The sequence below is a fragment of the Neisseria sp. P0016.S008 genome, assembly GCF_051957775.1.
Taxonomy (GTDB): domain Bacteria; phylum Pseudomonadota; class Gammaproteobacteria; order Burkholderiales; family Neisseriaceae; genus Neisseria; species Neisseria flavescens_B.
The window spans coordinates 20,161-43,972 of the sequence record NZ_JBQCWB010000002.1 but is presented as its reverse complement, the minus strand read 5'-3'; the positions used below and the strand labels follow the sequence as shown (position 1 = coordinate 43,972).

General features: G+C 48.3%; 24 protein-coding genes. 6 read left to right on the top strand and 18 right to left on the bottom strand.

Going from position 1 to position 23,812, the window contains the following annotated elements; translation table 11 throughout:
• Positions 1–90: 90 nt before the first annotated feature.
• The 6 genes from ACTHS8_RS02420 to ACTHS8_RS02395 all read right to left on the bottom strand — a co-directional run bounded on the left by ACTHS8_RS02420 (position 91) and on the right by ACTHS8_RS02395 (position 5,223).
• Positions 91–1,308 carry a uracil-xanthine permease family protein gene (locus tag ACTHS8_RS02420; RefSeq protein ID WP_440372882.1) on the bottom strand — a complete coding sequence of 406 codons (1,218 nt, stop codon included), beginning with the start codon at positions 1,306–1,308 and terminating at the stop codon, positions 91–93.
• 167 nt (positions 1,309–1,475) lie between these two features.
• Positions 1,476–1,787 carry a hypothetical protein gene (locus ACTHS8_RS02415; protein WP_440372881.1) on the bottom strand — a complete coding sequence of 104 codons (312 nt, stop codon included), beginning with the start codon at positions 1,785–1,787 and terminating at the stop codon, positions 1,476–1,478.
• 63 nt (positions 1,788–1,850) lie between these two features.
• Positions 1,851–2,489 carry a hypothetical protein gene (locus tag ACTHS8_RS02410; RefSeq protein WP_440372880.1) on the bottom strand — a complete coding sequence of 213 codons (639 nt, stop codon included), beginning with the start codon at positions 2,487–2,489 and terminating at the stop codon, positions 1,851–1,853.
• A 10-nt stretch (positions 2,490–2,499) separates the two neighbouring features.
• The gene (locus tag ACTHS8_RS02405; RefSeq protein ID WP_440372879.1) at positions 2,500–3,750 is read right to left on the bottom strand and encodes a multifunctional CCA addition/repair protein; all 1,251 of its coding nucleotides are present in this window, start codon (positions 3,748–3,750) and stop codon (positions 2,500–2,502) included.
• Positions 3,751–3,825: 75 nt separating this feature from the next.
• Positions 3,826–4,788, bottom strand: a complete 963-nt coding sequence (locus ACTHS8_RS02400) for an SPFH domain-containing protein (protein WP_039863787.1) — start codon at positions 4,786–4,788, stop codon at positions 3,826–3,828.
• Between the two features lie 9 nt (positions 4,789–4,797).
• Positions 4,798–5,223: an NfeD family protein gene (locus tag ACTHS8_RS02395; RefSeq protein WP_063069005.1), complete on the bottom strand. Its 426-nt coding sequence runs from the start codon at positions 5,221–5,223 to the stop codon at positions 4,798–4,800.
• 126 nt (positions 5,224–5,349) lie between these two features.
• Between ACTHS8_RS02395 and ung the strand changes: the two genes are divergently transcribed.
• Positions 5,350–6,009 (top strand): uracil-DNA glycosylase, encoded by a 660-nt coding sequence (gene ung, locus ACTHS8_RS02390; RefSeq protein ID WP_049336116.1) that lies wholly within the window; start codon positions 5,350–5,352, stop codon positions 6,007–6,009.
• A 54-nt stretch (positions 6,010–6,063) separates the two neighbouring features.
• Here the strand turns inward: ung and ACTHS8_RS02385 are convergent, their stop codons facing one another.
• The 5 genes from ACTHS8_RS02385 to ACTHS8_RS02365 form a co-directional block, all read right to left on the bottom strand.
• Positions 6,064–7,137, bottom strand: coding sequence for a sulfate/molybdate ABC transporter ATP-binding protein (locus ACTHS8_RS02385; RefSeq protein WP_440372878.1), 1,074 nt, complete (start codon positions 7,135–7,137; stop codon positions 6,064–6,066).
• The gene (gene cysW / locus ACTHS8_RS02380; protein ID WP_049352232.1) at positions 7,134–7,994 is read right to left on the bottom strand and encodes a sulfate ABC transporter permease subunit CysW; all 861 of its coding nucleotides are present in this window, start codon (positions 7,992–7,994) and stop codon (positions 7,134–7,136) included. Before cysW ends, ACTHS8_RS02385 begins: the two co-directional genes overlap by 4 nt.
• 84 nt (positions 7,995–8,078) lie before the next feature.
• Positions 8,079–8,915 carry a sulfate ABC transporter permease subunit CysT gene (gene cysT / locus ACTHS8_RS02375; protein WP_371508799.1) on the bottom strand — a complete coding sequence of 279 codons (837 nt, stop codon included), beginning with the start codon at positions 8,913–8,915 and terminating at the stop codon, positions 8,079–8,081.
• 160 nt (positions 8,916–9,075) lie between these two features.
• Positions 9,076–9,525, bottom strand: a complete 450-nt coding sequence (locus tag ACTHS8_RS02370; protein WP_440372877.1) for a DUF4124 domain-containing protein — start codon at positions 9,523–9,525, stop codon at positions 9,076–9,078.
• Between the two features lie 12 nt (positions 9,526–9,537).
• Positions 9,538–9,732 carry a hypothetical protein gene (locus tag ACTHS8_RS02365; RefSeq protein ID WP_036493670.1) on the bottom strand — a complete coding sequence of 65 codons (195 nt, stop codon included), beginning with the start codon at positions 9,730–9,732 and terminating at the stop codon, positions 9,538–9,540.
• A 170-nt stretch (positions 9,733–9,902) separates the two neighbouring features.
• On the opposite strand from ACTHS8_RS02365, the gene ACTHS8_RS02360 reads away from it, so the two are divergent.
• The 3 genes from ACTHS8_RS02360 (at position 9,903) to ACTHS8_RS02350 (ending at position 14,565) form a co-directional block, all read left to right on the top strand.
• Entirely contained in the window at positions 9,903–11,531 is a 1,629-nt protein-coding gene (locus ACTHS8_RS02360) for an ABC-F family ATPase (protein ID WP_440372876.1), read from the top strand.
• Between the two features lie 9 nt (positions 11,532–11,540).
• On the top strand, positions 11,541–11,801 hold the full coding sequence (locus ACTHS8_RS02355; protein ID WP_440372875.1) for a hypothetical protein: 261 nt from the start codon (positions 11,541–11,543) through the stop codon (positions 11,799–11,801).
• 322 nt (positions 11,802–12,123) lie between these two features.
• Positions 12,124–14,565, top strand: coding sequence for a calcium-binding protein (locus tag ACTHS8_RS02350; protein WP_440372874.1), 2,442 nt, complete (start codon positions 12,124–12,126; stop codon positions 14,563–14,565).
• Positions 14,566–14,674: 109 nt separating this feature from the next.
• Here the strand turns inward: ACTHS8_RS02350 and ACTHS8_RS02345 are convergent, their stop codons facing one another.
• Positions 14,675–15,892 carry a D-alanyl-D-alanine carboxypeptidase family protein gene (locus ACTHS8_RS02345; RefSeq protein ID WP_440372873.1) on the bottom strand — a complete coding sequence of 406 codons (1,218 nt, stop codon included), beginning with the start codon at positions 15,890–15,892 and terminating at the stop codon, positions 14,675–14,677.
• Positions 15,893–16,096: 204 nt separating this feature from the next.
• On the opposite strand from ACTHS8_RS02345, the gene ilvA reads away from it, so the two are divergent.
• Entirely contained in the window at positions 16,097–17,620 is a 1,524-nt protein-coding gene (gene ilvA / locus ACTHS8_RS02340) for a threonine ammonia-lyase, biosynthetic (protein WP_440372872.1), read from the top strand.
• A gap of 59 nt (positions 17,621–17,679) precedes the next feature.
• On the opposite strand, the gene trmB is transcribed toward ilvA, so the two are convergent.
• The 3 genes from trmB to ACTHS8_RS02325 all read right to left on the bottom strand — a co-directional run bounded on the left by trmB (position 17,680) and on the right by ACTHS8_RS02325 (position 20,947).
• Positions 17,680–18,396 carry a tRNA (guanosine(46)-N7)-methyltransferase TrmB gene (trmB, locus tag ACTHS8_RS02335; RefSeq protein ID WP_440372871.1) on the bottom strand — a complete coding sequence of 239 codons (717 nt, stop codon included), beginning with the start codon at positions 18,394–18,396 and terminating at the stop codon, positions 17,680–17,682.
• A 137-nt stretch (positions 18,397–18,533) separates the two neighbouring features.
• The gene (locus ACTHS8_RS02330) at positions 18,534–19,190 is read right to left on the bottom strand and encodes a response regulator (protein WP_003680203.1); all 657 of its coding nucleotides are present in this window, start codon (positions 19,188–19,190) and stop codon (positions 18,534–18,536) included.
• A complete protein-coding gene (locus ACTHS8_RS02325; protein WP_440372870.1) occupies positions 19,187–20,947 on the bottom strand; it encodes a histidine kinase in 1,761 nt (586 codons plus the stop codon). Before ACTHS8_RS02325 ends, ACTHS8_RS02330 begins: the two co-directional genes overlap by 4 nt.
• Before the next feature lie 258 nt (positions 20,948–21,205).
• On the opposite strand from ACTHS8_RS02325, the gene mobA reads away from it, so the two are divergent.
• Positions 21,206–21,787, top strand: coding sequence for a molybdenum cofactor guanylyltransferase MobA (mobA, locus tag ACTHS8_RS02320; protein WP_049328535.1), 582 nt, complete (start codon positions 21,206–21,208; stop codon positions 21,785–21,787).
• Between the two features lie 123 nt (positions 21,788–21,910).
• On the opposite strand, the gene ACTHS8_RS02315 is transcribed toward mobA, so the two are convergent.
• From ACTHS8_RS02315 to ACTHS8_RS02305, 3 genes are read right to left on the bottom strand one after another with little or no spacing between them, the layout of a single operon-like run.
• The gene (locus ACTHS8_RS02315) at positions 21,911–22,750 is read right to left on the bottom strand and encodes an NAD-dependent epimerase/dehydratase family protein (protein ID WP_440372869.1); all 840 of its coding nucleotides are present in this window, start codon (positions 22,748–22,750) and stop codon (positions 21,911–21,913) included.
• A gap of 41 nt (positions 22,751–22,791) precedes the next feature.
• On the bottom strand, positions 22,792–23,274 hold the full coding sequence (locus tag ACTHS8_RS02310; RefSeq protein ID WP_049352212.1) for a DUF2269 family protein: 483 nt from the start codon (positions 23,272–23,274) through the stop codon (positions 22,792–22,794).
• The gene (locus ACTHS8_RS02305) at positions 23,271–23,660 is read right to left on the bottom strand and encodes a DoxX-like family protein (protein WP_440372868.1); all 390 of its coding nucleotides are present in this window, start codon (positions 23,658–23,660) and stop codon (positions 23,271–23,273) included. The genes ACTHS8_RS02310 and ACTHS8_RS02305 overlap by 4 nt, the downstream gene beginning before the upstream one ends.
• Positions 23,661–23,812 lie beyond the last annotated feature (152 nt).

Genomic DNA, 23,812 nt, shown 5'->3' with positions numbered 1-23,812 from the left:
GTCTCCGGCATTTTTCATTGCATAAAGCGTATTAAAAAGGCCGTCTGAAATCTCATTTTCAGACGGCCTTTGAGTTTATGAACCAGCTATTTATGCTTCTTCTGATTTTGTATTGGGCAAAACGCAGTTCAGAATAATCGCCAATACGGCACACAAACCTACACCAGCAAAGCTCAAAGTACCTACTTTGATAATCATACCGCCGATACCGGTGGTCAATACGGAGCTGACGATAACCAGATTTTTCGGCTGCATCAAATCGACTTTCGCATCAATCAATGTTTTGATGCCCAAAGAGGCGATTGTACCGAATAGCAGTAACATAATGCCGCCCATAACCGGCATAGGGATCGAAGCCAAAAACGCGTTAAACTTACCGAAAAATGCCATAAAAATCGCAAAAATTGCCGCCCAAGTCATGATGACGGGGTTGCTGTTTTTGGTAATCATCACCGCGCCGGTTACCTCGCCGTAAGTGGTTACAGGAGGGCCGCCGATCAAACCGGCTACGCACACGCCCAAGCCGTCGCCGGCGAGGGTTTTGTCCAAGCCAGGGTCTTTGGTGTAGTTTTTGCCGGTCACATTACCGATGGCCATAATGCCGCCGATGTGTTCGATAGCCGGGGCGATGGCAACGGGCAACATAAACAAGGCAGCCTGCCAGTTGACTTGAGGCGTTTCAAAATGAGGGACGGCAAACCAAGGAGCGTTGATGATGGCGCTGGTATCGACCAAGCCCATGATTAAAGCCAACACATAGCCGGAAGCCACGCCGATCAGAATCGGAATCAGCTTCATCATTTTGCTGCCGAAGACAGAAACAATGACGGTTACCGCAAAGGTAAAGCCGGACAGAATCAGCGAGTCGATATAGTCGATGACCTGCTTGCCGCCTGATTGACCCATGGCCATCTTGCTGGCTTCTGAGGCAACGGACAAACCGATTACCATAATCACCGGGCCGATAACCACGGGCGGCAACAGCTTGTGTACCGCATCCAGACCGCGCCATCTAATCAGCGCGGCAAAGATGAAGTACATGAAACCTGCCGCAAACAGGCCAAACATGGTAGAAGGCAGACCCCATTCTTTGACTGAATAGATGATCGGTGCAATAAAGGCAAAAGAAGAACCGAGGAAAATCGGCACTTTACGTTTGGTAACCAATTGGAACAACAAAGTGCCCAAGCCTGCACCCAATAACGCCAAAGCCGGGTTCAGTCCCGTCAGAAGCGGCACAAGCACCATGGCACCGAATGCGACAAACAAAATCTGCGCACCGGCTACTGCCGTTTTAAGCTGGTTCATAAAAGCTCCGAATAAAATTCAAACGGCGCAGATTATACTGATTTATCCTAGTCATGAACATTTATTTACAAAAGGCCGTCTGAACAAATGTAACGATGACACCTGTTCAGACGGCCTTGTTCGATAACGAATGGTTAATAACTTATCAAAATCGATTAGGAAAATTTTCAGCCGCGTGTTTCGCGCCAAACCAAATAATCGCGCAGGGGTGGCATGGGCGGATTGATGCAGTGCAGACAGATACCGGTTATGTCTTCATCGTCGCTGTCGATATGGTAGTCGTTTGGATCGAAGCGCACCTGCTGCATCACAGCTTGCGCCAATGCTTGTTCCTGTATGACATCAAATTTAAATTTTTCCAAAATCTCATTCAATAGGCAGATTTCGCCGTCGCTGAAAGATTCGCTGTGTTTGACAATGAGGCGTTGATAATCTTCATTGCTGATTTTTTCGTGAAGTAAATCGGTCTGGATAGTCATGATTTTTATTGTTGAAATAAGATGGTCAAGGTGCGGATTATAGCAGATATCGTGGTGGCTGTTTTAAAGGCCGTCTTTAAGTTGACGGGCTTTGGCAGATATGGGGATAAATCTGTTCAATTCAATATTGACTGCCTGAAAATCGCGGCTATCAAAAAAATCGCCGATACGTATGGTTTTTCCCTGATAATCGAAAGACCATGCACCTTGTACACATTTTTGGATACGTAAAATATTGGGAATATTGTGAATTTTTCGTTTCATACCATTTTGGTATAGGTTTTCGTTTGGCAACCTCTGTTTCCTTCCTTGTGCAACAGGAGCTTGGGGAATATGGTCACGAGAATGCCATTCGGAGATTTCTGACAATGGGAAACTACGCCAACGCCCAATGGAGAACAAGGTATAACCATGAGACAGCGTATGGTTACGGATCTTGATGTTTTCACGTACGAAAAGTTGCCAAAGAAGGCCGTAAACAAGTGAACCCACTAAGTAGAAAGTAAAAAGTAAAGGGATGAGAATGGCTTCTAAATTAGTGAAATAGTGTTCTTCAAGGTAAAACGGCGCGATGCATGTAAGAGCAAAGGAAAACATAAGAAATACCGCGGTAAAACCGATTTCCTGCGAGTCATGTACAACACGCGCAGATACGGCAATGCCGTCGGGCATGCGCTCGATTTTATAACGCGAAGATGCCATTAAGAGCTTCCTATTTTTCTGTCTTATACGCTTTTTGCAGCGGTGTAATTTGTGCTAAGCGGGCATGATCGATTTGTTCGGCAATTAAATGGGCTTTCCCTTGTGCGCGGTACTCGGCGGCAATTTTGCCTGCATCTACTTGGTTGGCGGCCTCAAGTAAGGCCAGCCAGTGTTCGCGTTGCGGATAGGGGGCATCTTCAAGGTTCAGACGGCCTTGTTTGTCGGCCACGCAGACGTTTAAGGCCGTCTGAAAACGTTCGGGGCGGCGGAATGCGTCGGTTTTTTTCAAAACATTCAAAATGGTTTTGCTTTTGAACTGCCCGACTTGATGGAACATGATGTGCCAACGGCAGACAAGTTCGGCAAGCTCGGCGCAGTGTTTGGGTGCGCGCAGGCGTTGATTGACTTCGCGGACGGGTTCGACGCCGTTGACGTCGTGTCCGTAGTGTTTGGGCAGGATGTCGGCCGGTGTTTTTGCCTTGCCTAAGTCGTGCAATAAGGCGGCATAGCGTTCGGCGAGGGACAGGTTCATTTCTGCGGCTCGTTGTACAACCATCAGCGTATGAATACCGCTGTCGATTTCGGGATGATAGTCGGCGCGTTGCGGTACGCCGAAAAGGGCATCAAGCTCGGGCAGCAAAACTTTGAGTGCGCCGCATTCGCGTAAAACTTCAATCATTCGGCGCGGATTTTTCTCCATCAAGCCTTTGGCCAATTCCTGCCAGACGCGTTCGGCAACCAAGGCATCGGCTTCACCGTTTTCTACCATTTGCCGCATCAGCGACATGGTTTCATCGGCAATTTGAAAACCATAACGCGCGGCAAAACGGGCGATACGCAAAATACGCACGGGGTCTTCGGCAAAGGCAGGCGAAACGTGGCGCAGGATGCCGGCCGCCAAGTCTTGTTGTCCGCCAAAAGGATCGATGATCGTGCCGTCTGAATCTTGAGCCATGGCATTGATGGTCAGGTCGCGGCGCATCAGGTCTTGTTTCAGCGTAACGTCTTTATCGGCATGAAAGCTGAATCCGGCGTAGCCTTTGGCGGTTTTGCGCTCGGTACGGGCGAGGGCGTATTCTTCGTGACTGTCCGGATGGAGAAAGACTGGAAAATCCTTGCCGACAGGTTGATAGCCTTGAGCCAACATGGTTTGCGCATCTGCACCGACGACTACCCAGTCGCGGTCCTTGACGGGCAGGCCTAACAGATGGTCGCGGACGGCGCCGCCGACAAGATAGGTTTTGATGGTTTGTGTATTCATATAAAAATCGAACGATATAAAAAGGCCGTCTGAAAAGCCGTATTGGGTTTTCAGACGGCCTGAGTCAGAACGCTATTATGAGGCTTTAGGCTTGTTGCCGTCGATGATTTTCAAACCGGCGGAGACCAAGCTGCCGATGTCGGCAACGTTGGCGGGCATAATCAGCGTGTTGCTTTCTTTAGCCAAATTGCTGAAGGCGGCAACGTATTGCTCGGCAACTTTCAGGTTGACGGCTTCAGCACCGCCCTCGGAGCGGACAGCCTCGGCGATTTTGCGGATGGCGTCGGCGTTGGCTTCGGCCACCAGGCGCAGGGCTTCGGCTTCACCTTGTGCGCGGTTGATGCGGGCGATTTTTTCACCGTTTGATGCGTTGATGGCGGCTTGCGCTTCACCTTCGGATTGTTGGATTTCTGCTTCGCGCTGACCGCTGGCAAGGTTGATTTGCTCGATTTTACGGCCTTCGGATTCGGCAATGCGCGCGCGTTTTTCACGTTCGGCGGTAATTTGCGCCTGCATTGAGCGCAGAATTTCTTGCGGCGGAACCAAGTCTTTGATTTCGTAACGCAAGACTTTCACACCCCATGCGCCTGCGGCTTCGTCCAAAGCAGCAACAACAATGCTGTTGATTTCGTCACGTTCTTCAAAGGTTTTATCCAATTCCATGCGGCCGATGACAGAGCGCAAAGTTGTTTGCGCAAGCTGGGTAATCGCCATGATGTAGTTGCTGGACCCATATGAAGCGAGTTTAGGATCGGTAACTTGGAAGTAGATGATACCGTCCACGGTCAGCTGAGTGTTGTCGCGGGTGATACAGACTTGGCTGGGAACATCCAAAGGAACTTCTTTCAGCGAGTGACGATAGGCGACACGGTCGATAAAAGGGATCAGGATGTTCAGGCCTGCGGTCAGCGCTTTGTGAAAACGGCCTAATCGTTCGACCACATAAACTTCCTGCTGCGGCACAACAATAAAGGATTTGAAACCAAAAACAACAACGACGATGAGGATGAGGACGGGGAGGCTGAGCAGAAATTCCATAATGTTTCCTTATGATGATGGTTGGGAGAGTGTGCGGATAATCAGAAGATTACCGTTTTTGGCAGTAATGACTGCGCTTGAGGCCGTCTGAAAAGTATCTTGAGGCCGTTCGGCTTGTGCCTGCCAGTGTGTCCCGCGGTAGGCGACTTCGTAAATATTGTCATGCAGGTGGCGTAGGATGCGGACGTTTTGCCCAATATCCAAATCATCGTTGAGCGCTTGGGGAGCCAACTGATTTTTCAGACGGCCGTGTACCAGCCAGATACCGAGTGCGCTGATGATGGCGGCAGTCAAAACGGCGGCAGAAAAGTGACCGCTTAATCCGTACATGATTCCGGCAGCGGCCAGCGCTACGCTGACCACCAAAAGATAAACCGTTCCGATAAACAATTCGACAATCAGAACAACGGCGGCGGCAACAAACCATATCGTCATGCGGCATATCCTTTTAATAATCTTTTGATAATCCTTATCATAATGGCAGCGGCTTGAAATGAAAAGGCTAAGGTTGAAATTTATTTCAGTTATAATTAAGTCCATTCAAATACGGAGCGGCAAATAATGCAGACTTGGCACGAGGCAATTGGTGCGGAAAAAGAGAAGGCGTATTTTCAAACGATTTTGGAGAAGGTGCGCCATGAAAGGCAGGCGGGGATAACCGTTTATCCGCCTGAGCGCGACGTATTCAATGCCTTTCGGACGACTGAATTCGGAAATGTAAAAGTAGTGATATTGGGGCAAGACCCGTATCACGGCGCAGGTCAGGCACATGGTTTGGCGTTTTCCGTGCAACCTGAAATTGCGGTGCCGCCGTCGCTGGTCAATATTTATAAAGAGTTGGCGACGGATATTGAGGGCTTTCAGATTCCGCAACACGGCTATTTGCAGCATTGGGCGGAACAGGGCGTATTGCTGTTGAACACGGTATTGACTGTCCGTGCCGGTTCGGCGCATTCTCATGCGACTTTTGGCTGGGAGGCGTTTACCGATGAAGTCATCCGGCAATTGGATAAGGAACGCGAGCATTTGGTCTTTATGCTGTGGGGCAGTCATGCGCAGAAGAAAGGCGCGTTTATCGATCGCAACCGCCATTTGGTGCTGACCGCGCCGCATCCTTCCCCCTTGTCGGCCTATCGCGGCTTTTTCGGCTGCAAACATTTTTCGCAGGCAAACGCTTATTTGCAGGCGCATGGTTTAGAACCGATTGATTGGCAGGTTTAAATAAAGTGAAAGGCCGTCTGAAAGCAGATTTTCAGACGGCCTTATAATTTAGTCTCAAATCGAATATTCAATCAGTTCGTTTTGAGAAAAGACATAAACCTGTTTCGGAATCAGCTTCAATTCTTTGCCTTCGGCGATTTGGTAACGCGCGGCATCGCTGCCAGCCAGCGTGATATGCACGTCTTGTTTGTCGTGTTTGACCAAAATATGCGTCAATGCGCCGACTGCGTGGATTTTTTCGATTTTGGCACGAATCATCGGGGTTTCATTTTCGGCGGCAAGTTGCCATTCGTGCGGACGGATATAGCCGATAGCGGTTTGCTCCTGCCATTTGTAGTGCGCGTCCAATTTCCATGAGAAGCCGTTGTAGTGCCAGATGCCTTTTTCGATGCGACCTTCAAAAGCGTCGGTTTCGCCTAAGAACTCGGTAACGAAGGCGTTTTCAGGTTTGCGGTAAATGGCTTCGGCGCTGCCGGTTTGTTCGATTTTGCCGTGGTTCATGACGACGATTTCGTCGGAAACTTCGAGGGCTTCTTCTTGGTCGTGAGTTACTAAAATACTGGTCACGCCCAAGTTGTGGTGAATGTCGCGCAGCCAGGTGCGTAATTCTTTGCGCACTTTGGCATCCAGTGCGCCGAAGGGTTCGTCCAAAAGCAGGAGTTTCGGTTCGACCGCAAGCGCACGGGCGAGGGCAATGCGCTGGCGTTGGCCGCCGGAGAGTTGGTGCGGATAGGATTTGGCGAGGTGGGAGAGCTGTACGAGTTTCAGCAATTCTTCAACTTTGGCACGGATTTGTTCTTTGGACGGACGTTCGGACTTGGGCAATACGGTCAAACCGAAAGCGACGTTGTCAAACACGTTCATGTGGCGGAAGAGGGCGTAGTGTTGGAACACGAAGCCAACTTTGCGCTCGCGCACATGCTTGGCGGTGACGTCTTGGCCGTCAAAGAGAATTTGGCCATTGTCGGCGTTTTCCAATCCGGCGATAATGCGCAGGAGCGTGGTTTTGCCGCAGCCGGAAGGGCCGAGCAGGGAAACGAGTTTGCCGGTGGGGACGTTGAGGTTGATGTTTTTCAGCGCGTGGAAACTGCCGAAGTGTTTGTTTAAGTTTTGAATGGTGATGCTCATGCTGCGTTCCTTTCGGCGGCGGCGAGTTTTTTGTCTTGTAATTTTGTGATGATGTTTTGCACTGCCAGCGTCGCCAGTGCTAAAAGTGCCAATACGCCGGAGAGGGCGAATGCGCCGGTAAAGTTGTATTCGTTGTAGAAGATTTCGACCAGAAGCGGGATGGTGTTGGTTTCGCCGCGTATATGCCCCGATACCACGCTGACCGCGCCGAACTCGCCCATCGCGCGGGCATTGGTGAGGATGATGCCGTAGAGCAGCGCCCATTTGATGTTGGGCAGGGTAACGCGCCAAAACATCTGCCAGCCGCTTGCACCGAGAATCAGCGCTGCCTGTTCTTCGCTGTCGCCCTGCGCCTGCATTAAAGGAATGATTTCGCGTGCAACAAAGGGGAAGGTAACGAACAGCGTCGCCAGAATAATGCCCGGGATGGCGAAGATAATCTGTATGCCTTGCGCTTCGAGCCAGCCGCCCAATGCCGTGTGCGCGCCGAACAATAAGACAAACATCAAACCGGCCACCACGGGCGATACGGAAAACGGCAAATCGAGCAGGGTAGTCAGCAACTGCTTGCCGCGAAAGTCAAAACGGGTCAGCAGCCACGCCATCGCTACGCCCAATACGGCATTGACGGGGACGACAATCAGCGCGGTAATCAGCGTTAATTTGATGGCAGACCATGCCTCGGGATCAGTCAAGGATTGCAGGTACAAATCCCAACCGCCTTTTAAGGCCTCGTAGAATACGGCAATCAAAGGCACAACCAGCATCAGCAGCAGAAAGCCCAAGGCGGTAGCGGTCAGCAACACGCGCAGCCAACGCGGTTCGCTCAGGTTTGGATTGGTAGAATGGGTTTTCATGTTAGTGAAGCCTCTATTTATTCTTGTATCCGTTTAGGCCGTCTGAAAAATGTTTGCTTGGTGTTTCAGACGGCCTGTTGTTTGTTAAACCTTCGCTCCGGCGCGGCGGCTCAAAGTCCATTGCATAATGTTTAAGATCAGCAGGATGACAAACGAGATCATCAGCATAAACAGAGCAACGGCTGATGCGCCCTGAGCATCGTATTGCTCCAGTTTGCCGGTAATAATCAAGGGCAGGATTTCAGACACCATCGGAATATTGCCCGCGATAAAAATGACCGAGCCGTATTCGCCGGTTGAGCGGGCAAACATCATGCCTGCGCCGGTCAACAGGGCCGGTGTGATTTCAGGCAAGAGGACGCGGCGGAACGTAGTCCAACGGCTTGCGCCCAAAGTTGCCGCCGCTTCTTCATACTCGCCCGACAATTCTTCCAATACCGGCTGCACGGCGCGGACGATAAAGGGCAGGCTGACGACAATCAGCGCAATCCAAATGCCGATGGGCGTAAAGGCAATTTTGATACCCAAAGGCTCGAAAAAATGGCCTATCCAGCCATTGGGCGCATATAGGGTTGCCAACGCAATGCCTGTTACCGCCGTCGGCAGCGCAAACGGCAAATCGACCAAAGCGTTTACCAACCCTTTGCCCGGAAATTCATAGCGCACCAATACCCAGGCGACCAACGTGCCGAACACGATATTGGTCAACATCGCATAAAACGACATCCGCAAACTCAGCCAGACGGCTGCCAAGACATTGGGCTCGGTAATCGTGTTCCAAAATCCGCTCCAACCGATTTCCGCCGCTTTGGCCGCCATCATCGCAAAAGGCAAAACCACCAAAAGCGACAGGCATAAAACCGTCAAACCCAGGCTGAGTTTGAAACCCGGCAATACAGAAGGCGTTTTGAGTAACAACATAATGGCAACCGTTAGAATTTAATACACGCTTACTTTAACAAGGCCGTCTGAAAACGGGAAAGAATGCTTTGTTTGGTATAAAGACGATTTTGTTATATTGAAAAGATGAAAAGGCCGTCTGAACATCAAATTTCAGACGGCCTTGCTGGTGTGGTAAGGATCAATAAGCAACAGGATCTTGAGATGCAGGCTGGTGTTGCGCCGCATCATAGTTTTCCTGAGCCGAGCGGACGGCTTTTTCCAAACCGTTGATCCGTTCGAGATAGCGGGCATAGTTGCGTTCATTGCCATAACGCACTTTTTTGCCTTCTTCCAAGTTTTTCTTGGCGGTATCTAAAGCACGCTTGGCCGCGCCGACATCAGCCGGATTGACCGGGGCGACAGCTTCTTCCGCCTGCTCAGCTTTGCTTGGGGAAGTCGGCGTTGCCGGTGTTGAAACAGGCGCAGAAGTATAGACGGATGGTTTGCCGATATTGCTGGCTTTGCAGTTTTTGCCGCCGGCTTGGGTATAGACTTTGCGGCCGGCAGAATCGGTACATTCAAAAATAGGCGCGGCAGAAACCGCAGTTGTCAAAGCGAGCAGTAATGTGCAGATCCAAAGTTTGTTCATTTTTATTTTTCCTTAAAACCATTTCCACCAAACAAACAAAGCCGCAATCATGATGATGTTGGCGAAGAGGATGGGCTTCCACTGTCTGGGCGCACGTCGTAATTCAGAGCCAGATCGTGTGCGGCGGATATAGAAAAACGGGCTGAGTAGCATGGAAGCGGCACATACCAAAATAATCACGGCGTAATAGATTTTGTGCGTCTCCATATCGTTTCTCCGATTCAGACGGCCTGAAATGCTGACTGCAACGCATTTTTTCGTGAAGCGTTGTCTCGAAATTGGGCACATTTGCCATGGCCTCAATCCTGAGGTCTTTGCAAAAATATGCTACAATCGCGTCCGATTATAACATTCTATTTATAAAGGTTTTACGAATAATGATTTCTACCAACGGCATCACCATGCAGTTCGGCGCAAAGCCGCTGTTTGAAAACGTATCCGTCAAATTCGGCGAAGGCAACCGTTACGGCTTGATCGGCGCCAACGGCTCAGGCAAATCCACCTTCATGAAAATCCTCGGCGGCGATTTGGAACAGACTGCCGGCGAAGTCGCGATTGAAAACGGCGTGCGTTTAGGTAAATTGCGCCAAGACCAGTTTGCCTACGAAGACATGCGCGTGCTGGACGTGGTGATGATGGGTCACACCGAAATGTGGGCGGCGATGACTGAGCGTGATGCGATTTACGCCAATCCCGAAGCCACCGAAGACGACTACATGAAAGCCGCCGAACTGGAAGCCAAGTTCGCCGAGTACGACGGCTACACCGCCGAAGCGCGCGCCGCCGAACTGTTGAGCGGTGTGGGCATTTCCGAAGATTTGCACAATGCGACCATGGCAGAAGTTGCTCCGGGCTTCAAACTGCGCGTATTGCTGGCGCAAGCTCTGTTCTCCAAACCAGATGTATTGCTTTTGGACGAACCGACCAATAACTTGGACATTAATACCATCCGCTGGCTGGAAGGCGTGTTGAACCAATACGACTCCACCATGATTATCATCTCGCACGACCGTCACTTTTTGAACGAAGTCTGCACCCACATGGCGGATTTGGACTACAACACCATCACCATCTATCCGGGCAACTACGACGACTATATGCTCGCTTCCGCCCAATCGCGTGAGCGTGCCCTGAAAGACAACGCCAAAGCCAAAGAGAAACTGCAAGAGCTGCAAGAGTTCGTTGCTCGCTTCTCTGCTAACAAATCCAAAGCCCGTCAGGCAACCAGCCGTCTGAAACAGGCAGATAAAATCAAATCGGAGATGGTCGAAGTCAAACCTTCTACCCGTCAAAACCCGTATATCCGTTTTGAAGCCGATGAAAAAGCCAAGTTGCACCGTCAGGCTGTGGAAGTTGAAAAACTGGCCAAACGTTTTGAAACCCAGTTGTTTAAAAACCTGAACTTCATCCTTGAAGCAGGCCAGCGCCTCGCCATCATCGGCCCGAACGGCGCAGGTAAATCTACCTTGCTGAAACTCTTGGCAGGCGCATACAACCCCGAATATTCAGACGGCCTGCTGCCGGACGAAGGCACCATCAAATGGGCGGAAAAAGCCAGTGTCGGCTACTACCCGCAAGACCATGAAAACGACTTCGACGTCGATATGGACCTGAGCGAATGGATGCGCCAATGGGGGCAGGAAGGCGATGACGAACAAGTCATCCGCGGCACTTTGGGCCGCTTGCTCTTCGGCAACAACGATGTCGTGAAAAAAGTGAAGGTTCTCTCAGGTGGCGAAAAAGGCCGTATGCTTTACGGCAAACTGTTGCTGTTGAAACCCAATGTCTTGGTCATGGACGAACCGACCAACCACATGGACATGGAAAGCATCGAATCTTTGAACATGGCGCTGGAAAAATACAACGGCACGCTGATTTTCGTATCGCACGACCGTCAGTTTGTATCTTCGCTGGCTACCCAAATCATCGAATTAGACGGCAAAGGCGGATATGAACACTACCTGGGCGATTACGAAAGCTATCTGGAGAAAAAAGGCGTTTTGTAAGGAAACAATATGAATGCAAATCTTAAAAAACTACTACAAAATCTGTTTGCGCTAATCGTATTGCCAGTGCTGGGCTGGTACATTACGCTTGGAGATACTGTAAATGTTGTCAATACTGAACACGCTTCTCGTAAAGGCCGAGCAGTTGCTTGGTTATTTAACGAGTTCGGTGCAACCGGTGTTTGGGGCTTCTTGGGTATAATTTGGATTGTCTGCCTGTTTTTAGCCATTCGTTCATACCAAGCATGGCAGAAGGATAAGTCGCAGTAAATCAAGGTTTCAGGTAGTCCAAATGTAAGTTAACGCGTAGTAGATGCCCACATAATTCATCAGATTAGATGAGAAAGATGGACATAAAACGGGTGATTACGAAAGCTATCTGGAGAAAAAAGGCTTAGTTTAAGCCCGTATTGATAAGCTATTCTATTAAGGTATTGAAATGCCGTCTGAAAACTGTTGTGTTTTCAGACGGCATTTTTTCTTTATCAAACTTAATAATAGATTACTGAACTTTTATGCTAATTTTATGACCAATAGGAGCTTATATCGGAGATTAATTTAAAAATACAATATTTTTGAAGGAATATATCAAATGGTAGATCTTAAAACTGTAGTACCAAATGCTTCCCAATATGGTGCAAAACTTGCCTATACGACTTACGAGGCAGAACAAGGCGAGTTGAAGAGCGGTATCGTTGAGAGCCAGTCTTCTTCTAAAGAAACAGATCGCGTAACTGCCCGTGAAGCAAGCGGTCAAGCATATGTTGATTTGCCTACCAATGCGTCCGTTTCATTTATTGCGCAAGCAGAAGCCAATGCCGTAACCGTCCGTTATACTGTTCCTGACGGTGAAAGCGGTAAAGTAGAAGTCAAAGTCAATAATACAGTGATCGGTACTTTGGATTTATCTTCCAAATCCAACTGGCAATATTTGGATAACTACAAATATCATCCGGATGGCGATGTTAAAGTTCATGATACACCCGCGGCAGATAGGCTTGCCCGCTTCCAATTTGACGAAGTTAGCCAATTATTTAAAGAGGCCAATATCAAGGTAGGGGATAAGGTTACCATCACTAATATCGACAGCACGCCCGTAGGCATTGACTTGGTTGATTTGGAAAAGGCACCGGATGCTATTAAACAGCCTGAAAACAGTGTCAGCATTACTGATTTTGGCGCAGTCGCCAATGATGGCTCTGATGATTACCAAGCATTCATGGCTGCGATTGAATCTGCCAAAGCGTCTAAAAAATCTGTTTACATTCCTGAAGGTCAATTTGATTTTAGTGAACAACTGCACATTTACGCGCCTGAAGGTGTAAAAATTAGCGGAGCAGGCCAATGGCACACTAAATTGCATTTTACTAGTACTAAAATAGGTGGCGGTGGTATCGTGTTTGAACACGGCACCAACAAAATTGATTTTGGAAATGTTTCCATGGATTCGGATTTAACTTCTCGCTATAACGAAGGCGCGAACTATAAAGGTATTTCCGGTACCTTGGGTCACGGTTCATCGATTCACGATATCAAAATTGAACATTTTGAAGTAGGTGCCTGGATTGGTGATTATGTCCCAGCATCTGATATGCACTACACTAATGGTTTGACTATTTCTAATGCTACTATTCGCAATAACTTGGCAGATGGTGTTAACTTTGCCCAAGGTACCAGCAATTCCACCGTTATCAATTCCAATATCCGTGGCAATGGTGATGATGGCTTAGCAACATGGTCGAGCATTCATGAAAATACCAATGCTCATGTTGCTGAAAATAACCGCTTTTTGAATAATACCGTTGAATTAGGCTGGCGTGCGGCTGGTATTGGTATCTTTGGCGGCAAAGGTCATGAAGTAGCCAATAACCTTATCAAAGATAATGCTAATTGGGGCGGTGTACGCTTAAACACTGTATTCAAAAACAGCCATAATTTTGATTTCAATGATACAGGCATTTCCGTTCACGATAATTTACTGGTAAACAACGGGACTAATGCAGATACATATGGCCGCGTTAAAGGTTCTATCGATTTGGAAGAAGGCAGGGATTATGCTACTCCCGAAAAAGATATTTTGGGAGAACTCAAAAATATCAAAATTGAAAATAACACTATTGTGAATAATCTTTCCGATCAAGAAATTACCAAAACCCGTAATCCTAAAGAAGGTAATATTCCGGAGTCTGTAAACGAGACTACATTGACCATCGAAAATAATCATAGCCTTTCTGTAGCAGAAAATAATTCTGCAAAAAATGTAGCGGAAGTAGATGATCATAGTCTTACCCAAGCCTCGCTTCATTTAGGGGAGAATAACATCATAACCATTACGGACAGCAGCCATGCTCTTGTCAGCGGCGGCGATGGCAATGACCGTATCAGAGGCGGTTTGGGTAATGATACGATTAACGGTGATTCAGGTAATGACATCATTTTCGGCTATGATGGGGTCGACCGTCTTAATGGCGGTATTGGTAATGATTCTGTGCATGGAGGCAATGGCAACGATACCTTATGGGGCGAAAGTGGCGATGACCGTTTGAATGGCGGCGATGGTAACGACGTCTTGTTCGGCGGACAAGGAACCGATTACTTGGTAGGCGGCAAGGATGCCGATACTTATGTTTTCAGCCTTGGAGAAGGTCAGGATACGATTACCGATAATGTGGGCGAACATAATGCACTGCAATTCGGCCAAAATATCTCTGTTAATGACCTGCATATTGATGCCATCACTGATATTCGAGGCAATACCGATTGGAAAATTACCATTAAGGGATCAGAAGGGGACAGCATTACCATCAATGACCAATTCGTTTCCGGTAACACTAACGATGCCGTGATTGATACCTTCCGTTTCGATGAAGGTACATTGAGCCTGCAAGAGTTGATGGGCAGGTTGTCAGGTAATGGCAATATCAGTAATTTGTCAGACGTCAATACGCATACTGAGCGTATGAGCTACTCGTCTGTCGATACGGCTGATGTTCACGATGACACAGCTGCTGCCGCCAATGCTGGAATTATCTGATTGACAGTATATTAGGCTAAATAAAAAAAGGCCGTCTGAAATCTGGAAAATAGGTTTCAGACGGCCTTTTTGTGGCTTATCTTGTTATGGTTGATTGTTTAGAAGGGGATTAACTGAATAAACCTTTAAACCACAACACAATCGCGTCCCACATACGGCGCAACCAGCTGCCTTCTTCCACGCCGGTCAGGGCGACGACGTCTTTTTCGGCAATGATTTTACCGTCTTTCATGACTTTCAGCTTGCCCAATACTTGGCCTTTTTCAATCGGAGCGAGGACGGGCTGAAGCGTTTCTAAAATAGGTTTGACGTTTTTGCCGGTATCATGGGGAATGGTAATGTACACATCGTCCAAGAAACCGATATCTACGGCTTTGGTGCTGCCTTTGTAAACTTTGACTTGGGAAATCACTTCTCCGCCGTTGTAAAGTTTAGGTGTATCAAATGCCTGCAATGACCAGTTGAGCAGTTTACTGCTTTCGCTGGCACGCGCTTCGGTGGATTCGGCACCGGCAAGGATGGAAACAATACGGCGGTTGTTACGTTTGCTGGAAGCAGCAAGATGATAGCCTGCGCCTTCGCTATAGCCGGTTTTTAAACCATCGATACTGCTGTCGCGATAGAGCAGGAGATTACGGTTGGGCTGCTCAATGTTATTGTATTTGAAAGATTTATTTGCAAATAAAGGATAATATTTCGGATAGTCATTAATGAGTGCGGCGGCCAAGATGGCAAGGTCGCCAACGGTTGAAACATGGCCGTTAGAAGAAATACCGGTTGGGTTGTTGAAATGGGTGTGCTTCATGCCCAAGCGTTTGGCTTCTTCATTCATTTGTTTGACGAATTCGTCGATAGAGCCGTTGCCAATGGCTTCGGCAAGGGTAATGGCGGCATCGTTAGCCGATTGGATGGTTGTACCCTTAATCAAGGAGCTGACGCTGACAGGAACTTTAGGATCGAGGAACATACGCGAACCTTCGACTTTCCATGCAGCATTGGAAACCGTCAGCATTTGGCCTGCCTCAAGCGTACCGTTTTCCAGTGCTTTAAAGGCAAGGTAGGCGGTCATCATTTGCGTCAACGCGGCAGGCTCGATAGGGGTATCGGCATTGTTGGATGCCAAGGTTTGCTTGCTGTGCAGGTCGGTAACGATATAGGCAGTCGCCGCAATTTCCGGCGGCGATGTCGGGCTGTTGATGCTGTGCAGCAGCGGTTGCGTTTGAGCATTGCTTTGTACGGCAGGTGCGGATGCAACCGGATCGGCAGCAAGGGCAGGAGTACTAATAAGAGTAGCAAAAATTAAGCTAAGTAGCGTTTTTTTCATCATTATTTGTAGATTTGAATATGAGTGGACACTGTTATGGGGTAAACAGTTTGGCATATTAAATAGATATTAAGCGGACATTATACCGTCTCATTTAGGCTTTGCTAAGATTTTTCTTGCCTTCAGACGGCCTCAGGGGTATGGTTTTAACTTTTTCCTCCGGTCGATTTGACCGAATTGTAATTTATTTCCGAACACTAAAATACCATGAACCATTCCCTTCCTCTTTCTGATTATCTAACCCGTATTTTGACCGCTTCCGTTTATGATGTGGCCGTAGAAACGCCTTTGGATTTGGCGCGCAGTTTGTCAGACCGTCTGAACAATCAGGTTTTGCTCAAACGTGAAGATTTGCAGCCGGTGTTTTCGTTCAAAATCCGCGGCGCGTACAACAAAATGGCGAAGCTGCCGAAAGAAGCCTTGGATTGCGGTGTAATCGCTGCCAGCGCGGGCAACCATGCGCAGGGTGTGGCTTTATCGGCGCAGTATTTGGGTTGCCGCGCCGTTATCGTGATGCCGGAAACAACGCCTAAAATTAAAATTGACGCGGTCAAGAGCCGAGGTGGCGAAGTGGTGTTGAAAGGTGTGTCTTACAACGATGCCTATGATTATGCGATGGAGTTGGCAGAAAAGGAAAAACTGACTTATATTGCGCCGTTTGATGATCCTGATGTGATTGCTGGTCAGGGAACTGTCGGCATGGAAATCCTCCGTCAACACCGCAATATCAATGCGATTTTTGTGCCGATTGGCGGCGGCGGTTTGGCAGCAGGCGTAGCGGCATTTATCAAACAGGTTTGCCCTGAAATTAAAGTCATTGGCGTGCAAACCGATGATTCTTGCTGTATGAAACAATCGGTTGAGGCAGGGGAAATCGTACATTTGAAAGATGTCGGCCTGTTTTCAGACGGCACGGCGGTTAAAGTGGTGGGTGAGGAAACCTTCCGCCTGTGTAAAGAGCTGTTGGACGAAATTATTACGGTCAATACGGATATGTTGTGCGGCGCGATTAAAGATATTTTTGACGATACGCGCAGTATTACCGAGCCTGCGGGCGCATTGGCCCTTGCCGGCCTGAAGGCTTATGTTGCGAAAAACAATATCCAAGGTCAAAATTTGGTTGCGGTCACCAGTGGTGCCAATATGAACTTCCACCGCCTGCGCCATGTTTCTGAACGCAGTGAGTTGGGTGAGGGCAACGAAGGTATTTTTGCCGTTACCATTCCTGAAGAAAAAGGTAGCTTCCTTAAGTTTATCAATGTATTGGGTAGTCGGAATATTACTGAGTTCAACTATCGCTACGGCAACGACAACAATGCTCATATCTTTGTCGGTCTGCAAACTGCCGGTGCGCAAGACTTGGCCGTCATCAGTAAACAACTGGCTGACGCTGGTTTGCCGAATGTTGACCTGACCAATGATGAAATCGCCAAAATCCATATCCGTTACATGGTCGGAGGACGTACGGAAAAAGTTTCCAGCGAACGCTTGGTCAGCTTTGAATTCCCTGAGCGTCCCGGCGCATTGTCCCGCTTCTTGAACCATATGCGCGCCGAATGGAATATTACTTTGTTCCATTATCGCAATCATGGTGCGGACTACGGCCGCATTTTGGTCGGTATCGATGTACCTGAAAGCGATAATGAAACATTTACCGACTTCTTGGAGAGCTTGGGTTATGTGTATAAAGAAGAAACCGATAATCCTGCTTATAAACTTTTCTTAGCTTAATCAGTAAGATAACAGGCCGTCTGAAATTTTTCAGACGGCCTTGTGTTTTATGTTTGGCTTTATCTCTTACGGAACACCAAGTCCCAAACGCCATGACCCAATCGTTTGCCTCGGGCTTCAAATTTGGTTTCAGGACGATAATCAGGCGTAGGGGCGTAATCGGCAGCCGTGTTTTGCAAAGCGTCGAAACTGCTCAAAACTTCCAGCATTTGCACGGCGTATTCTTCCCAGTCGGTCGCCATATGGACATAGCCGCCGCTTTTGAGTTTGGGCAACAGCTTTTCAACAAACGGCACTTGTACCAAGCGGCGTTTGTTATGGCGTTTTTTGTGCCAAGGGTCAGGGAAGAAAATATGAATGCCGTCTAAAGAACCGTCTTCCAGCATCTTTTCCACTACTTCCACCGCATCATGACGCATCACGCGGATATTGGAAATGTGTTCTTCTTCAATCAGCTTCAAGATATTGCCGACGCCTGGGCCGTGAACATCAATTGCTAAAAAGTCGGTATCGGGCAGACGTTTGGCGATTTCCACTGTCGCAACGCCCATGCCGAAACCGATTTCCAATACTTTAGGATTATCCCGTCCAAAAGCGCTGTTCAAATCCAAAGGAGCCTCTTGGAAGTCCACACCAAATTGCGGCCACATCGTATCGATGGCGCGCTGTTGGGCCGCGGTCATATGGCCTTGGCGCAGGACGAAACTGCGGATGCTGCGTTTGTGTTCTTCAGGAACGGTATTTTCGGGTGTATTTTCTGGAATGTTTTCGGACATGTTGTTTTAAATTAGTGAGAAATCAAATAAAAAGGCCGTCTGAAAGAATCAGACAACCCTGCATATAAATCGGCGTGATTATAGCGAATAAACGCTTTTCCTGAAACCTTTTAAAAAGAAGGTTTCAGACGGCCTTTTTAAGACAATACCGGTTGCGGTACTTTGTGTTGCACCGCATAAACCGCTGCTTGGACGCGGCTGCTTAGGTTTAACTTACGCAACAGGTTTTGCACATGCACTTTGACGGTTGACTCTGCCAGATTCAAATGGCGGGCAATGATTTTGTTGCTGTGTCCTGCGGCAAGATAGCCCAAGATTTCCATCTCGCGCGGGGTCAGTTGCTCCAGCAGATGGTCGGAGCGGGAAGGAGATGGAGAAATCAGCGATTGCACCAAGCGGCTGGTCATTTCCGGAGAAAAGACATTGTCGCCATCGACAGCTTTGCGGATGCTTTCCAACAGAAAGTCGGCATTGATGTTTTTCAGCAAAAAGCCTTTTGCACCCATACGCATACATTCGGTCAAATCATCGCTGTCTTCAGAAACAGTCAGCATGATGACGGTCAGCTGTGGATTGATACTTAAAATTTGAGCCAATGCTTCGCGGCCGTTCATGACCGGCATATCCAAGTCCAGCAAGACCACATCAGGCTTGAGCTGCTCAACCATTTTTACGCCGGCCAGGCCGTCTGAAGCTTCGCCGACGACTTCAAAATCAGGCTGGCGTGAAAGCAAGGCTTTGATGCCGCTGCGAAATAGGGTGTGGTCGTCAATAAGGGTAATTTTAATCGTCATGATGCTGTTCTCATTTGTTGCGGCAAAGTCAGCATAACCGCCGTACCTTGCCCAATCTGCGATGTAATGGCCAATTCTGCGTTAATCCGTTGGGCCCGTTCTTGCATAATGCCCAAGCCGACATGTTCGCCTGAAGGCCGGTTTGATAGGTGTTCTTTATTAAAGCCTGCGCCGTCGTCACGAATCGTCATGACAAAATCGCCGTGGTTGGCAATTTCAACGCTGACATGTTGCGCACGCGCGTGCTTCCGGATATTGGACAGGCTTTCCTGCAAGATGAAGATGATCTGCAAATGCTCATCATAATTCAAAGCCTGCCCGTCGTCCTGCCATTTTAAATCAACTGGAATACCTGTTTGTCGTTCAAAGCGCGCCAGCAGCGATTCTACCGCTTCAGGAAAATCTTTATTACTGATTTTTGTGCGGAAATTCATCAAAAGTTCGCGTACGTCTTCGTAGCATTCCTGCACACCGTCTTTGATGAAGCCGATATTTTCTTCGGCCTGCTCGCGTTGGTCTGAAGCAAACGCGCTTTCCAGCATTTGTACCTGCAAATTCAAAAAGGTCAAAGCTTGCGCGATGCTGTCATGCAAACCTTGCGCAATCAAGTTACGCTCCTGCAAGACCGCAAGCAGGCGGCGCTCTTGTTCCATGCGGTTGTTGGCGATGGAAATGCCCAGCTGTCCGCTTAAAGTATGCAGCAGTTTTTCGTCTTGCTCATCAGGCATATGGCCGTCTGAAAAATATAGGGTCAGTACGCCGAGCTGTTCGTCTTGATAAACGATTGGAAATTCTACACGATTTCCTTCTTCGGTTTCACCGACGCTTGCCGCCAAATCAGAACGTTTCCGTTCCTCATCGGAAAGATATACCGTGCCGCCCAAGGCGGAAAACGCCGGTAGAATCTGAGTTAAAAATTCTTCTGCCGCCTGTTGCGGTGTAAAGGTTTGGTGCAGATTGCGCGTGGTTTGGTAGAGCAGGGTCAAATCACGGTTTTGCCGCGCCAAGTCTTGGGTTTGTTTGGCAACTTGTCCTTCCAAGTCTGTATAAAGCGTATGCAGACGGCGGCTCATTTGATTGAAGCCCTTGCTTACTTGGGCAAACTCACGGATCTGGTCTGTCTCGATTTGAACGCCGAAATGCCCTTTACTGATGGTTTCTACACCATTGCGCAATTTTTCCAAGGGCCGGATAATCCATGAATAATGCCAAACAATCATCAAGCCGGCAGCCACAACAATCATCAGCATCATTGCCATTTGAAAGCGGCGCAGCCACAAGGTATTTTGCTCGTTGGCATTTTCCATCGCCTGTAAAAACAGCTCGATGTTGCCGGCAAAACGGTACAGGCCGATTTGGGTCGGACGCTCGTAATGTTGCAAAGACGGCTTGATATTGGATTCCCAATCAATCAACAGCATCGATTGAATCAAGTCGTAAGCCAATGGCATTTGAGACGGAATCAGCGGATGAATGGCATCGCTTTGCGTCACATTAGCCAGCGTACGCTCAAATTCTTTGATTTGGTTGTCAATTTGCGCATTGGGTGTACGGACACTTGCCATGTAAGCCAAACGGTACACCTGCATTTTCAAACTGCCCGCATCTTCAATCGTTTTGGCTGCGTTTTCCAAACGCCAAGAAAGCAGCAGGGTAAAGACAATCGACAAAAACGCCGAACTGACCCATAAAAAAGTCAGCAGTTTTAAACGCGAAGACAGGCTTAGGCCGTCTGAAGATCCGGAGAATAATCGCATAAAGCACGCAGGGAACTAATCCGATAATCTTATAAAAATATCATTCTTTCGGTCTATAAACAACCTGTCTAAAATAATTGTATGGTTATGATAAGAAAAAACAGGGGTTTAATGTAAAATCATGTTATGATAAAATTCATCTCAAGTGAATTAAATCATAAAAATAAGGTTTCAGACGGCCTGAAACCTTAAAACTTATCCAATAAACACAACATCTTGAACCATACTCCATACTCTGCTTCGCAAAGGACTACCAAAATGAAAATTTTCGCACTGATATTGGCCGGCGGGCAGGGAAGCCGGATGGGAGGTGTCGATAAGGGGTTGGTGCAATGGCACAACAAAGCCTTGATAGATCATGTTATCGAAAAAATCCGCCCCCAAGTCAGCCATATCGCCATCAGTGCCAACCGCAACCTTGAATCTTACGCGCAACGCAGCGCACACGTTTTCTCGGATGCGCGCCAATGGCAGCATTACGGCCCTTTAGCCGCTTTGTGTACCGCCGCCAACGATTTGCAAATTGCCACTGCCGATTGGCTACTTATCGTATCCTGCGATATGCCGCGTTTGCCGGAAAACTTAGTTTCCCAGTTTGAAACCATCGCGCGGCGCACGCCATTGTGCAATGCGTTTTATGTGGAGACCCCTGCCAGACCGCATTACAGCGTGATGTTTATCCGGCCGCAAATCCTGCAAAGCACCGTGCCATACCTTTATTCAGGAATGCGCAGCATCCGCGGCTGGCTGCAGCAACAGCGCGCAAGGGTTGTCCATTTCCCTCATGAGCAGGATTTTATTAGCTACAATACGGAAAATGATTTGGCCCAACCTTTGTAGTTGGGTAGGTAGAAGCAATAAGTCTCTGATGAACTAAATTGTTTTGCAATAAAGTATTTTATAAAAGCTTTAGGCCGTCTGAACAACAGACGGCCTTTGTTTGTCATTTTAAAACTAAACAAATTATAGGTAACCGGCAAAGTTTTCTGCTGCCAATGGTTCCCTGCCTAGTAAAGCTGCAAAATCAGAATAGTCGGCGCATGAGCCTTGCTGGAGCAGGGCAAAGCTGTTGTGGCTGATAATGCCGTTGCTGAGGATGTTTGCCAACGGTAGCGCTGGATCAAGCAGGCGTAGGGGGAAAGGCAAAATACGTTGCGGCGGTTTATGGTGCAGGGTTTGGCGGATGGTGGTCAGGTATTCCGCCAAAGTCAGCGTTTGGCTGCCGGTCATATTGATGACGCTATGGTTATTGCCGGTTAGGACGGCAAGTTTCGCCAAACCTTCGGCAACATCGGTAAGATGCACGGGCTGCAAATGAAAGCATCCGCCTTCCGGTAGGGGAAGCAAAGGGAGGCGGGCTAATTTGATGAACAGTTCGCAGCTGGTTCCTCCACGTCCGTAAACGACGGATGGTCTGGCTATGGCAGTCGGCATACCGCTTTGGACGACGGCATCATCTCCACGTCCTTTACTGCCGACAAAGTTGATGGATTGAGATGGGTCGGCACCCAGTGCGGATAGTTGCACCCAGCGTTTGATGCCTGCTGCTTTTGCCCATGCGGCGAGCTGTTTAGGCGTGTGGTGGTGCACGGTTTCGAGTGTTTCAGCATGACGGCTCATGATGCCGATGCAGTTGATGAGGATGTCTTGTCCTTCCAATAAACGGCGTGCGGCGGTTTCGTCGGGGTGAAGAAAATCAAAGGCGCGGCGGTCGGGCGTACAAACTTGGTGACCTTGTTCTTTGAGGATTTGAACGGTACGGCTGCCGATGAAGCCGCTGCCTCCGAAAATGATGATGTTCATATGTTTTTCTTTATGTTGTTGCTGAGGCCGTCTGAAAACCTTTAAATCGGTTTCATCACCATCAGGAAGTAAATCACAATAGTGGCGCAAAAGGCGGGATAGCCGAGCAATTCCCAGCGTCTGGCGTAACGCCAGTAGGGCTCCGGAATGGTGTCTGCGTTTTCTTTATGTGCTTTTTCGGCAATCTTGGCCATGCGGATTTGCAGCCAGACAACGGGCAGCCAGCAAATGCCTGAAAAGATGTATAAGGCAAGCGTCATCCATACCCAATTTTGTTCCAGCATAGTGGAAACAGTGTAGCCGCGTTCATACAGCATCCATAAACCGGACAAGGGTTGGAAAATAACGGCGGGGGTTGTAAACCACCAATCTGCTTTGATGACCCAATGCGAGACGACCGACTGCGCGGCAACCGAACCGCTGCGGTTTGCCCAAAAGAGGTAAAACGCTGTACCAAAACCAGTGCCGACCATTAAAGTAGCCGAGATGATGTGCAGGGTTTTAACGATTAAATAGGTGTTCATTTTTTATCTCCTACGGATTGATACAGGAAAAACAAAGTAGCCATGATTGGCAGGTTTTTTACCAAAGGCGCAAATGGATGCGCCCACATTTCGGGCAGTCTGAAGGCAATGATCAGGCTGTATGCCGCGACGGTTATCAATTGCAGCAGCCATATTGCAGAACGGGAGCGAAAGCGGCTGAAGCATAAAAAGGCAAAACCGATATCCAATAGTGAAGCGGTAATTAATGTTGGCCATTGCAACGGATCGGGAATGCCGACCGATTGCAGCAAATCCAATGACATTTCAGGCATGAAAAGCAGAGGCTGGGTACCGCTCCAGAGCCATAGCAGCCCCATCGAGTAAGGCAGGTAGGCAGGGAGATTGTGCGTAGTGTTGTCGGACATGCTGGTTTCCTAATTTCATTTCAGTTTAAAATATAATCAGTCTGAAATTTCTATAATTTCTGTTAAAAGAGAAATTATAGAATAAAAAAATTTTAGATACTCTTCTGGATTGTTTCTTTAGGAGGGAAATCCATATCCAGTGATTCAAAATC